The 12,559-nt window shown below is 59.5% G+C and carries 10 protein-coding genes; 6 read left to right on the top strand and 4 right to left on the bottom strand.

Annotation, left to right across the window (positions count from 1 at the left end; translation table 11 throughout):
- Nucleotides 1–9: 9 nt before the first annotated feature.
- Together mfd and G5179_RS00240 are read right to left on the bottom strand one after the other, a co-directional pair.
- On the bottom strand, nt 10–3,477 hold the full coding sequence (mfd, locus tag G5179_RS00235) for a transcription-repair coupling factor (protein WP_421257758.1): 3,468 nt from the start codon (nt 3,475–3,477) through the stop codon (nt 10–12).
- A gap of 56 nt (nt 3,478–3,533) precedes the next feature.
- Nucleotides 3,534–4,109 carry a hypothetical protein gene (locus G5179_RS00240; RefSeq protein WP_064336238.1) on the bottom strand — a complete coding sequence of 192 codons (576 nt, stop codon included), beginning with the start codon at nt 4,107–4,109 and terminating at the stop codon, nt 3,534–3,536.
- A 76-nt stretch (nt 4,110–4,185) separates the two neighbouring features.
- Between G5179_RS00240 and G5179_RS00245 the strand changes: the two genes are divergently transcribed.
- From G5179_RS00245 to lolE, 3 genes are all read left to right on the top strand, one after another.
- A complete protein-coding gene (locus G5179_RS00245) occupies nt 4,186–5,421 on the top strand; it encodes a lipoprotein-releasing ABC transporter permease subunit (protein WP_005345085.1) in 1,236 nt (411 codons plus the stop codon).
- Nucleotides 5,422–5,509: 88 nt separating this feature from the next.
- Nucleotides 5,510–6,208 carry a lipoprotein-releasing ABC transporter ATP-binding protein LolD gene (gene lolD, locus G5179_RS00250; RefSeq protein WP_005336988.1) on the top strand — a complete coding sequence of 233 codons (699 nt, stop codon included), beginning with the start codon at nt 5,510–5,512 and terminating at the stop codon, nt 6,206–6,208.
- Nucleotides 6,208–7,449 carry a lipoprotein-releasing ABC transporter permease subunit LolE gene (lolE, locus tag G5179_RS00255; RefSeq protein ID WP_216953785.1) on the top strand — a complete coding sequence of 414 codons (1,242 nt, stop codon included), beginning with the start codon at nt 6,208–6,210 and terminating at the stop codon, nt 7,447–7,449. Before lolD ends, lolE begins: the two co-directional genes overlap by 1 nt.
- 87 nt (nt 7,450–7,536) lie before the next feature.
- On the opposite strand, the gene yfbR is transcribed toward lolE, so the two are convergent.
- Both yfbR and G5179_RS00265 read right to left on the bottom strand, forming a co-directional pair.
- On the bottom strand, nt 7,537–8,127 hold the full coding sequence (yfbR, locus tag G5179_RS00260; protein ID WP_019445066.1) for a 5'-deoxynucleotidase: 591 nt from the start codon (nt 8,125–8,127) through the stop codon (nt 7,537–7,539).
- Nucleotides 8,128–8,219: 92 nt separating this feature from the next.
- Complete coding sequence (locus G5179_RS00265; RefSeq protein WP_005336982.1) at nt 8,220–8,654, bottom strand: YccF domain-containing protein; 435 nt, start codon at nt 8,652–8,654, stop codon at nt 8,220–8,222.
- Nucleotides 8,655–9,095: 441 nt separating this feature from the next.
- On the opposite strand from G5179_RS00265, the gene tig reads away from it, so the two are divergent.
- The 3 genes from tig to clpX all read left to right on the top strand — a co-directional run bounded on the left by tig (nt 9,096) and on the right by clpX (nt 12,461).
- Nucleotides 9,096–10,406 (top strand): trigger factor, encoded by a 1,311-nt coding sequence (gene tig / locus G5179_RS00270; RefSeq protein WP_103251201.1) that lies wholly within the window; start codon nt 9,096–9,098, stop codon nt 10,404–10,406.
- Nucleotides 10,407–10,492: 86 nt separating this feature from the next.
- Nucleotides 10,493–11,116 (top strand): ATP-dependent Clp endopeptidase proteolytic subunit ClpP, encoded by a 624-nt coding sequence (gene clpP / locus G5179_RS00275; protein WP_005336979.1) that lies wholly within the window; start codon nt 10,493–10,495, stop codon nt 11,114–11,116.
- Nucleotides 11,117–11,186: 70 nt separating this feature from the next.
- The gene (gene clpX, locus G5179_RS00280) at nt 11,187–12,461 is read left to right on the top strand and encodes an ATP-dependent protease ATP-binding subunit ClpX (RefSeq protein WP_346214338.1); all 1,275 of its coding nucleotides are present in this window, start codon (nt 11,187–11,189) and stop codon (nt 12,459–12,461) included.
- The last annotated feature ends 98 nt before the right edge of the window (nt 12,462–12,559 follow it).

Genomic DNA, 12,559 nt, shown 5'->3' on the forward strand with positions numbered 1-12,559 from the left:
TGCAGAGATTTACAGGCTGTTGTTAGCCAGGTCTGCCAGCAAACCATCCACCAGTTTCAGGCGCATGGCGCGATCCTGGGTCGGCACCTGGAAACGCAGCCGGGTCGGCCCGTCCATCTTGTAGACTCGTGGCTGGCTGGATAGCAGTTTGACCAGATAGGCCGGATTGACCTTGGTCTCCTGGGTGAAGTCGAGATAGCCGCCGCGCTCGCTCATCTCCACCCGGCGAATGCCAAGGGCGGTGGCACGCTGACGGAAGGCAGCCAGCTCCAGCAGGGTTTTGGTCGCCTCCGGCAAGAGGCCGAAGCGGTCGATCAGCTCCACTTTCAGCTCTCGCAGCTCCTGCTCGTCCGCCGCGCTGGCGATCCGCTTGTACATGGAGAGGCGCATGTTGACGTCCGGGATGTAGTCATCCGGCAACAGCGCTGGCAGGCGCAGCTCCACCTCGGTGTGCTGGCTCATCAGCTGCTCCAGTGACGGCTCCTTGCCATTTTTCAGCGCCTCGACCGCCTGCTCCAGCATCTCCATATAGAGGGTGAAGCCGACAGATTCGATCTGACCGCTCTGATCGTCGCCGAGCAGTTCGCCTGCGCCACGGATCTCCAGATCGTGGGTCGCCAGCGCAAAACCGGCGCCGAGATCTTCGAGGGAGGCGATCGCCTCCAGCCGCTTGGCCGCATCCTTGGTCATCAGCTTGGGATGGGGGGTGAGCAGGTAGGCATAGGCCTGATGGTGAGAGCGGCCAACCCGACCCCGCAGCTGGTGCAGCTGGGCCAGACCCAGGTGATCCGCCCGATCCATGATGATGGTGTTGGCGCTCGGAACGTCGATACCGGTCTCGATGATGGTGGTGCAGACCAGCAGGTTGAAGCGCTGGTGGTAGAAGTCGGACATGATCCGCTCAAGGTCACGTTCGCGCATCTGGCCGTGGGCGATGCCGATGCGGGCCTCTGGCACTAATTCGGCAAGATCGGCGGCGCACTTCTCGATGCTCTCGACATCGTTGTGCAGGTAGTAAACCTGACCACCACGCTTCAATTCCCGCAGCACCGCCTCGCGTACCACCGCCGGTTCGTGCTGGCGGACAAAGGTCTTGATGGCGAGTCGCTTGGCGGGCGGGGTGGCGATGATGGAGAGATCCCGCATGCCGGACATCGCCATGTTGAGGGTGCGCGGAATAGGGGTGGCGGTGAGAGTGAGGATATCCACATCGGCCCGCAGCGCCTTGATCTTCTCCTTCTGGCGCACCCCGAATCTGTGCTCCTCATCGACGATGAGCAGTCCCAGCTCCTTGAAGGTGAGTTCGGAGCCGAGCAGCTTGTGGGTGCCGATGATGATATCCACCTTGCCTTCGGCCAATTCCTTCATCACAGCGCTCTGCTCCTTGGCGGAGCGGAAGCGGCTCAGCACCTCGACCCGCACCGGCCAGTTGGCGAAGCGGTCGCGGAAGTTGTCGTAGTGCTGTTGCGCCAGCAGGGTGGTGGGCACCAGCACGGCAACCTGCTTGCCGCCGTGGACGGCCACAAACGCCGCCCGCATCGCCACTTCGGTCTTGCCGAAACCTACGTCGCCACACACCAGTCGGTCCATGCTCTTGGCCTGACACATGTCCCCCAGCACCGCATTGATGGCGTTGAGTTGATCCTCGGTCTCCTCGAACGGGAAGCTGGCGGCAAACTGGCGATAGGCCTCTTTGTCGTGCTTGAAGGCAAACCCGGCGCGAGCGGCGCGATGAGCGTAGACATCCAGCAGTTCTGCTGCCACGTCGCGCACCTTCTCCGCCGCCTTGCGCCGCGCCTTGCTCCAGGCTTCACCGCCGAGCTTGTGGCTGGGCGGGTTATCAGAGCCGGTGTAGCGGCTGATAAGGTGCAAACTGGTAACCGGCACGAACAGCTTGTCGCCGCCGGCATATTCGAGAGTCAAAAACTCGGTGGGCAGACCACCTGCGTCGATGGTTTCGAGCCCCAGATAGCGGCCGACCCCGTGATCCAGATGGACCACCGGCTGACCCTGGGTCAGCTCGCCCAGGTTTCTGATCACCGCATCGGAGCTCAGGTTCTTGCTCTTCTCCCGCGCTCGCTTGCTGCGCACCTTGCCGCCCAGCAGCTCGGTCTCGGTGATCAGCGCCAGTGGATCCTGACCTGCCTCCTGCCACAGGAAGCCACGCTCAAGGGGTGCAACCAGCAGGCCGTGGCGATCCGGGCTCGCCATAAAGGCGTCAAGGGAGGGGAACTCCTTGGGTTGCAGCGAGATACGCGCCAGCAGATCGCCGAGCACCTCCCGTCGCCCTTCGGATTCCACCGCAAACAGGGTGCGCCCGGCAAAACCTTGCAGGAACTGGTTGAGCGCCAGCAAGGGTTGCTCCTTGCTGTGATCGAGTTGCAGATCCGGCAGGGCCGAGATAGGCAGATCGTGCTGACCGGCATCACCGGCGGTGGCGGCCTCTTGCAGCCGCACCGCGCCATATTGGCCCAGAGAGGCAAAAAGCTGCTCCACCGGCAGATAGAGCTGGGCCGGGGGTAGCAGGGGGCGAGTATTGTCCCAGCGTCTGTCTTCATAGCGCTGGCCGATATCGTTCCAGAAACGCTGGGCGGCGGGGTAGATATCCCCCACAGTGAGCAGCAGGGTCTCTTCCGGCAGGTAGTCAAACAGGCTGGCGGTCTGGTTGAAAAAGAGCGGCAGATAATACTCGATGCCGGCGGGCCAGCGCCCCTTGCTCACCTCCTGATAGACGGAACCCTCGGCCCGCGACAGCTCGAACTGCTCGCGGAACTGGCCGCGAAACAGCTCGATGGCCGCCTCGTCGGTAGGGTATTCCCGGGCTGGCAGCAGGCTGACTGTCTTGACCGGTTCGCTGGAGCGCTGGGTCTCGGGATCGAATGGGCGGATGGAGTCCACTTCATCGTCGAAGAAGTCGATGCGATAGGGGCTGCTACTGCCCATGGGGAAGAGATCGAGCAGGGAGCCGCGGGCGGCAAATTCGCCATGTTCCAGCACCTGATCCACCGCCACGTAACCCGCTTCGGCGAGGCGCCCGCGCAACTGTTGCAGATTGAGGCACTGGCCGGCCTTCACCATCAGGCTGTATTTGTCGAGATAGACCCGGGGGGCGCAGCGCAACATCAGGGTGGAGATGGGGACAATCAACACCCCCTTGCTCATCTGCGGCAGCTTGTAGAGAGTCTCGAGCCGCTGGGAGATGATGTCCTGATGGGGGGAGAAGGTGTCGTAGGGCAGGGTCTCCCAATCGGGGAACAGCAATACCGGCACGGACTGATCGGCTAGCTGCTTGTCTGTCAGCAAATACTGCAGCTCCTGCTCCAGGCGCAGGGCGCTCGGGGTATCGGCGGTGATAAGCAGTACCGGCCCCTTGGCTTCATTGGTGAGACGGGCTGCAATCAGCGAGAGGCTGCTGCCGACCAGTTGGCCGAGCGTGATCTTTTGGCCCGCTTTGGCGGGCAAGGCGGGGAGTGTCATTGGCATGGTTCGATTCTTTTAACGTTGACGTTATCTATCGCTGACGTTCGCTCTGGTTAGCGCTGACGCTCTTGGGCGCGCAGCTTGAGCTGCTTCGATTGCACGTGGAGGCTGGCACGAACCAGCAGTTCACGGTCATCTTCGCGGATCCGCACATAGTCGAGCTGCACATGGGTGCCATGTTCACCGCCGTCAAGCTGTTTGACCTGGCCATAGCAGTAGATGGCGGCCGCCTCTTCCCGCAGGAAGATCTTGAGGCGGACGATCTGGTGCAGGTGCGGCGCATCCCCGTGACCATGATAGGGGTGCAGGTAGGTGAGTTGACCAGCCCCGAAGCGCAGGGTGTGAAAGCGCTGCTCCGGATGGTCCTGCAGGGAGAGCACATAGCCCATGATCATGTCGATCTTGCGGGACTGCTGATTGACGATCTCGATCAGATCGTGCATCGACTCGTTCTGGTTGCGCAGCAGGCGAGTGGTCACCAGATCGATGGAGGTAATGGCCGAAGAGATCCGAAAGGGCTCCGGCAGCTCAGCGTCCAGCTCCTCCAGCGAGGGGAGATGGAAGTCGGCCGGCATGGGGATCACATTGACCGGCGTGGCATGAGTGACGCTGAAGAACTGTTCCTGCATGGAGGCTATCCCTTGTTGTCATGGACGGTTTCCCTTTATTATCCGGTATCTTATTTTGTTGGCAACGTACATATCCTTGAAGACCGGACTTTTTCAGCCCCTTTCGCTGGCCATCGGCCTGCGTTATGCAGGCTCGAAGCGCAGCAATCGCTTCGTCTCATTTATCTCCCTGTTCTCTACCTTTGGCATCGCCATCGGGGTCGCCGCCCTGATGGTGGTCATTTCGGTGATGAACGGTTTCGAAGGGCAGCTCAAAGGGCGCATCCTCGGGGTGATCCCCCATGTGGTGGTGACCAATCAGGCTGGCCGCATTGATGCCGACCCGCAAGGCTTGCCGGATCTGGCCAAATTACCCCATGTGGTCGCCTCGGCTCCCATGCTCGACAGCGAAGGGATGCTGCAAAGCCCCGGCCAGCTGACCGGGGTGAGCGTGCAGGGGATCGACCCTGCAAAGTGGCCCAAGGATGACATCCTGCACTCCCAGATGCTGGGGGGGCGCCTCGATACCCTGCAGGCTGGCCACTACCGCATCGTGCTGGGGCAGGGGGTGGCACGCCGTCTCAATGTCTCCATCGGCGATCAGGTTCGCCTGATCCTGACCGAGGGGACCCGCTTCACTCCGTTTGGTCGGGTACCGGCCCAGCGCCTCTTTACCGTCTCCGGCATCTTCGGGGTCGGCGCCGATGTGGATAACCAGATTGCGCTGATCGCGCTGGGGGATGCCCAGCGGCTGCTGCGCCTGCCGCCAGAAACCGTCGGTGGCATTCGCCTCTGGCTCGATGATCCCTTTGCCGCTGACGAGGTGATCAAGACACCGTTGCCGGATGGGCTGCTGTGGCAGGATTGGCGCCGCGAGCGGGGCGAGCTGTTCCAGGCGGTCGCCATGGAAAAACGGATGATGGGGCTGATGCTGGTGCTGATCATCGCCGTCGCTACCTTCAACATCCTCTCCGCGCTGGTGATGGTGGTGACGGACAAGGAGGGCGAAGTGGCCATCCTGCGCACCATGGGCATGAGTGAATCGGGGATCGTCAAAATCTTCATGGTGCTCGGCGCCTCCAGCGGGGTGATTGGCGCCCTGTTTGGCGGACTGGCGGGCCTGGCGCTCTCCTTGGGTCTCAACCCCCTGCTCAATGCGGTGGGGCTCAACCTCTATATGGCGGCGGGCGGCAGTGGCTTGCCGGTGATTGTCGAGCCGGCTCAGGTCATCACCATCTTGCTGGGCGCCGTGCTGCTGAGCTTCAGTGCCACCCTTTACCCGGCGGCACGCGCCGCACGGGTGAAACCGGCCGAGGCGCTGCGTTATGAGTAATGCCGTGAATAATGCATCTTCTGTTGTGACTGGTGCCCCCGTAGTTGCGGGTGCCAGCGTTGTTACCGAGGCAAGTGGAGCCCCTGTTATGAATGAAGCCGTATCCCGTGAACCTCTGCTGCGCTGCCAGGCGCTCAATCATGTCTATAAAGAGGGGGAGCTGGAGACTCAGGTGCTCAAGGGGATCGATCTCTGCGTTGCGCCCGGTGAAATGCTGGCGGTAGTGGGGAGCTCGGGCTCCGGCAAGACCACTCTGCTGCATCTGATGGGGGCGCTGGACAACCCCTCCAGCGGCGCCGTGCTGTTCAAAGGGGAGGATATCCACCATTGGGACAGCCGTACCCAAGCCCGTTTTCGCAACCGCGAGCTGGGCTTTGTCTACCAGTTCCACCACCTGCTCTCCGAGTTCAGTGCGCTGGAAAATGCGGCCATGCCGCTGCTGATCGCCGGTGAGTCGGTGGCGGTTGCCACCGAAAAGGCGACCAAAATGTTGGGTAGGGTAGGGCTCTCCCATCGCTTGAACCACCGTCCCTCCGAGCTTTCTGGTGGCGAACGTCAGCGGGTGGCGATCGCCCGGGCGCTGGTCAACGAACCGAGCTTGGTGCTGGCGGATGAGCCTACCGGCAATCTGGATCACGCCAGTGCCACCGCGGTGTACGAACTGCTGTGTGAACTGAATCGTGAACTGGGCACTGCGTTTGTGGTGGTGACTCACGACTTGAGCCTCGCGGCCAAGCTCCATCGCCGGGTGACCCTGGTGAGCGGCGTGATGGCGGAGGTTGCCTGATGTTCAAACCGCTGCCCCTCTTTCTGGGCCTGCGTTATAGCCGCTCCCGCCGTCGCAACGGGTTTATCGCCTTTATCTCTGCCTCTTCCCTGATCGGTATCGCCCTCGGGGTGATGGCGTTGATCCTAGGCCTCTCCGCCATGAACGGTTTCGAGCGGGAGCTCAAAGACAGGGTGCTCTCCGTGGTGCCGCAAGGTGAGCTGGACGCCGTCGAGCGGCCGTTGCCGGATTGGCCGCGTCTGCGTGACTACCTGCTGGCCCAGCCGGGCGTTGAGGCGGCTGCCCCGGTCATTCGCCTCAATGGCCTGCTGGAGCATGGCTCTGCCCTCAAGGGGGTACAACTGCGCGCTGTGTTACCCGATCTGGAAGCCAATCTGTCGGATGCAGGCAAATACATGACGGGCCGTGGTCTGCGTGAGCTGCAACCGGGTGAACGTGGGGTGATCTTGGGCAAGACTATTGCCGACAAGCTGGGGGTCAAGGTGGGGGACTCGGTCGCCCTGCTGCTGCCGCAAGGGGGCGATCAGGCGGGGATCAAGAATCCTCGGCGCGAAGCCCTGACCGTGGTGGGGCTGCTGGAGATCGGCGGTCAGCTCGACGGCCTACTCGGCTTTATGCATCTGGCCGATGCGCAAGCGATCACCGGCATGGGCAGCGATGTAGAGGGCTTCAGCCTGCGGGTGAACGATGTGCTTAATGCACAAAATATTACGATCGCCGCCGCGCAGCAGTTCCCCCATCACGTCTATATCCGCAGCTGGATGAACAGCCAGGGTTATCTCTATCAGGACATCCAGATGGTGCGTACCGTCATGTATGTGGTGATGCTGATGGTGGTGGCCGTCGCCTGCTTCAACATCGTCTCCACCTTGGTGATGGCGGTGAACGAGAAGCGCAGCGAGATCGCCATCCTGAAGACCATGGGGGCGAGCCCCGGTCAGATCCGGCTTACCTTCGTTATTCAGGGGATGGTCAACGGCGTGGCCGGTGCCCTGCTCGGTGCCCTGCTGGGCGGGCTGCTTTCGAGCAAGCTGACCCAGATCTTGAGCGTTGTCGAAAAGCTCATCGGCCACCGCTTCCTCAATCCGGATATCTACTTTATCGACTTCTTGCCGACCGAGTTGCATATGCAGGATCTGCTTATCGTGACGGGCGCCGCCATCCTGATGAGTCTGGTGGCGACCCTCTATCCCGCCTGGCGGGCGAGCGGTCTGGTACCTTCCCGCGAGCTGGGTCACTGATGCGCCGCATCTAATGCGCCATAAATAACGAAGGGCCCGCCGGTGCAAACCGGCGGGCCCTTCTGTTTTCAGGTCATGTAGACTGGCTTAGTGAGCGTTGAGCTCATCGAGCGGCAGGGAGAAGCTGGCCACAAAGGTGTCGATAAAGTAGCGCATCTCATCGCTCATCCGCGCTGCCAGCATGGCCTCAAGGCGTTTGCGAGCCGGTTCGAACTCCCGGTTTCCCGCGTTGATCTCCTCCAGACACTTGGTATAGGCGCAGAGGGTATCGGCATCCTTGACCAGCCTGGCCAGCTCGCCATCTTGGGCTGCCGAATCGAGCAGCGGGCGAAAATCCTCTACCAGTTCCGGCGGCAGCATGCCAAGCAGCCGCTGTTCGGCGGCCAGTTCTATCTTCTTGTACTCGCGGGCGATCTCGGGATTGAAGTATTTGACCGGGGTGGGCAGATCGCCGGTCAGCACCTCACTGCTGTCGTGATAGAGGGCCATCACGGCGGCGCGGTCGGCATTCACGCTGCCGCCAAACAGCCGGTTTTTGATGATGCCGAGGGCATGGGCCACCATGGCCACCTGCAGGCTGTGCTCGGCAATGTTTTCCGGCTGGATGTTGCGCATCAGGGGCCAGCGATAGATGAGTTTCATGCGGGCGAGATTGGCGAAAAAGTGACTGGGTAACATGATGGCCTCAACAAAAGAGAATAGAAAAGGGCAGACCCTAGTCTGCCCTTTTTTTCGTTGCTGGGCAGCGTCTGCCCGCGCATTTCCCGCAGTTAGCGGATATAGCGGCCCGATTCCGCCTCCTGATTGGTCACAATCATCTGGCCAATGGGCGCCAGGCTGATCAGCGCCAGCTTGAGGTGCTGGATACCGAACGGGATACCGATAATGGTCACGAAGCAGGCCAGCGCGGAAGCGATGTGGCCGATGGCCAGCCAGACACCGATCAGCACGAACCAGAGGATATTGCCAATCAGTCCCAGCGTGCCGGTGCCGATATCGCTCTGGCCGGTCATGGTCTTGCGATTGACCGCCTGCTTGCCAAACGGGAAGAAGGTAAAGGTGCCGATCACGAAGCAGGCACGTCCCCAGGGGATGCCGACCAGCGAGATAAAGCAGACAAGACCGGCCAGCCACCAGGCCAGGCCCATAAAGACACCTCCCAGTACAAACCAGAGCAGATTGAACAAGAAGCGGAAAAAGGCCATGTGAGTGACTCCAGATCATCAATTTGGTTGCCACCATAACGAGGGAGGGGTAGGGACGCAATGGTTGATTGGCCCAATCGCCATTTGGCTGGTCAAATTGAGTCGTCGTCCGCAACGGTGACCTGTTTATCGGCGAAAAATGGGTAATAAAGCGGCGTTCGGATGAAAAAAGGTGAGCAAACGCAAAATTATCCTCACTGGATGGTTGAACTAGAGGGCCTCTCTCCCCATATAAAGGGCAGTTTTGCACGAATTGTGCTTGCACGCCGCTCAATGTGGGGGATGTGTGGCTCGACTCGACCAAAGTGCGCCGCTATAATGCCGCGTCATATTTTCTCATCACAAAGACATATCGTTGTCTTTATAAACAGGAAGACTCCGGGCTTTGCCCAGGGGCAATAAAGGGTCAGCACACAGTGCTGAGTTGAACGAGGTAGAAGAATGCAAGTTTCTGTAGAGACAACCCAGGGTCTGGAACGCCGTCTTACCATCACTGTACCGGCCGCTACCGTAGACGCCGCTGTGCGTAAAGAATTGAATGGCCTGGCCAAAACTCGTCGCATCGACGGTTTCCGTCCTGGCAAGGCTCCGGTTGCCATCATCAAGAAGATGTTCGGCGCCATGGCTCACGCCCGCGTTGCTGATGAAATGATGCAGAGCAACTTCATCAAAGCCATCATCGAAAACAAACTGAGCCCGGCCGGTGCCCCGACCATGGATCCGAAAGAGATCAAAGAAGGTCAGGATTTCGAATTCACCGCCACTTTCGAAGTGTATCCGGAGTTCGAAGTTGCAGGTCTCGAGACCATCAAGGTCGAGAAGCCGGTTGCGACCGTGAAGGACGAAGATCTGGCCAACATGATCGACACCCTGCGCAAGCAGCACGCTACCTGGGCTGATGCCGATGTTGCCGCTGCCAATGGCATGCGTGTGACCATGGACTTCGTCGGTTCCATCGACGGTGAAGAGTTCGACGGCGGCAAAGCTGAAGGCTTCAACCTGGTGCTGGGCGCTGGCCGTATGATCCCGGGCTTCGAAGACGCCATCCTGGGCAAGAAAGCGGGCGATGAGTTCACCATCGAAGTGACCTTCCCGGCTGACTACCACGCTGAAAACCTGAAAGGCAAAGAAGCCAAGTTCGCTTCCAAGCTGATCAAGGTTGAAGAGCAGATCCTGCCTGAGCTGACCGAAGAGTTCGTGAAGCGTTTCGGTATCGAAAGCGGTTCTGTTGAAGAGCTGAAAGCCGAAGTGCGCAAGAACATGGAGCGCGAACTGGCTCAAGCCCTGAAAAACAGCGTGAAAGAGCAGGTTCTGAACGGTCTGGTTGAAGCCAACCAAATCGACCTGCCGAAAGCTGCCGTTGCTCAAGAGATCGACGCACTGCGTCAGCAGGCTCTGCAGCGTTTCGGTGGTTTCCAGGGCGGTAACGCTCCCGAGCTGCCGGCTGAACTGTTCCAGGCTCAAGCCGAGCGTCGTGTACGCGTAGGCCTGCTGCTGGGTGACGTGATCCGCACCAACGAGATCAAGGCTGACGATGCCCGTGTAAACAGCATCATCGAGTCCATGGCGACTGCCTACGAAGATCCGAAGGAAGTGATCGAGTACTACCAGAAGAACGAACAGATGCTGAACGGCGTTCGTAACCTGGCAGTAGAAGATCAAGCCATCGACCTGATCCTGTCCAAAGCGCAAGTGACCGAAAAAGAAGTTGCCTTTGACGAAGTGATCAACAAGTCTGGCGCCTCTGCCTAAGAACATTTGACTTAAGGTCAAGACTGTTAAGTATAATGGCTCGTGTGATCTCCACTCGGGCCATTTTATTTTAGGGACAATGCCTTATGTACAAGAACTATAACGATATGACCGATTCTCCCAGCAATGCGCTGGTCCCCATAGTGGTCGAACAGACTGCCAAGGGTGAACGTTCCTACGATATTTACTCCCGTCTGCTGAAAGAGCGGGTGATCTTCCTGACTGGTCAGGTTGAAGATCACATGGCCAATCTGGTGGTTGCCCAGTTGCTGTTCCTCGAGTCCGAGAATCCGGACAAGGATATCTATATCTACATCAACTCGCCGGGTGGTTCGGTGACTGCAGGCATGTCCATCTATGACACCATGCAGTTCATCAAGCCGGATGTCAGCACCGTCTGCATGGGGCAGGCCTGCTCCATGGGTGCCTTCCTGCTGGCTGGCGGTGCCAAGGGCAAGCGTTTCTGCCTGCCTAACGCCCGCGTGATGATCCACCAGCCGCTGGGTGGCTTCCAGGGTCAGGCATCTGATATCCAGATCCACGCCCAGGAGATCCTGAAGATTAAAAATACCCTGAACGAGCGCCTGGCGTTCCACACCGGTCAGGACATGGCTACCATCGAGCGTGACACCGATCGTGACAACTTCATGTCCGCCGAGCAGGCCGTGGCCTATGGTCTGGTTGACGGTGTCCTGAGCCAGCGTAGCTGAGCAGGGTGTCCCGGTCTGTTGTAAACTCAACAGGCCGATCCATCCTCTATTGATAAAACGAGGTTGCTGAATGACAGAGAAACGCAAGGGTGAGGGTGATAAGCTGCTCTACTGCTCTTTTTGCGGCAAAAGCCAGCATGAAGTGCGTAAGCTGATCGCTGGCCCTTCCGTCTACATATGTGATGAGTGCGTCGAGCTGTGCAACGACATCATCCGCGAAGAGATCCGCGAGATCTCGCCCAAGCGCGATGGTAACGAGCTGCCGACCCCTCATCAGATCCGCGCTCATCTCGATGACTATGTGATCGGGCAGGAGTACGCCAAGAAGGTGTTGGCCGTTGCCGTCTACAACCACTACAAGCGTCTGCGCAACAGCGGCGAAAACAGTGGTGTGGAGCTCGGCAAATCCAACATTCTGCTGATTGGCCCGACCGGTAGCGGCAAGACCCTGCTGGCCGAGACCCTGGCTCGTCTGCTGGATGTGCCGTTCACCATGGCCGATGCGACCACCCTGACCGAAGCCGGTTATGTGGGCGAGGATGTGGAGAACATCATCCAGAAGCTGCTGCAAAAGTGCGACTACGACGTAGAGAAGGCCCAGCGTGGCATCGTCTATATCGACGAGATCGACAAGATCTCCCGCAAGTCGGACAACCCCTCCATCACCCGCGATGTCTCCGGGGAAGGGGTACAGCAGGCACTGCTCAAGCTGATCGAAGGGACCATCGCTTCCGTACCGCCGCAAGGTGGTCGCAAGCACCCGCAGCAGGAGTTCTTGCAGGTTGATACCTCCAAGATCCTCTTCATCTGTGGCGGTGCCTTTGCCGGTCTGGACAAGGTGATCGAGCAGCGTTCCGTGAAGGGAACCGGTATCGGTTTTGGCGCCGAGGTGAAATCCAAGGATGCCAAGGCCACCCTGAGCGAGACCTTCGCCAAGGTAGAGCCGGAAGATCTGATCAAGTATGGTCTGATCCCCGAGTTCATCGGCCGTCTGCCGGTGGTCGCGACCCTGACCGAGCTGGACGAGTCTGCCCTTATCCAGATCCTGAAAGAGCCGAAAAACGCGCTGACCAAACAGTACGCTGCGTTGTTCGATCTGGAAGGGGTTGAGCTGGAGTTCCGTGACGATGCGCTCAACGCCATTGCCCGCAAGGCGATGGAGCGTAAAACCGGTGCTCGTGGTCTGCGTTCCATCGTGGAAGCCGTGCTGCTGGATACCATGTATGACCTGCCTTCTCTGGAAGGGGTCAGCAAGGTGGTGATCGACGAGACCGTGATCAAAGGGGACTCCGCGCCCTTGATGATCTACGAAAATCCCGAAACCCAGGTTGCTGCATCAGAGTAAATGTCTGATTTTTAATCGAATGGAAGGGGCTTTTTGCCCCTTTCATGCTTTTTACGGTTTCGGCGATTGAATCTCATCTCAGCGCCCCCATATACTCA

It is taken from the genome of Aeromonas sp. 600886, from assembly GCF_049174935.1.
In the GTDB taxonomy this organism is placed as follows: Bacteria; Pseudomonadota; Gammaproteobacteria; order Enterobacterales; family Aeromonadaceae; genus Aeromonas; species Aeromonas veronii_A.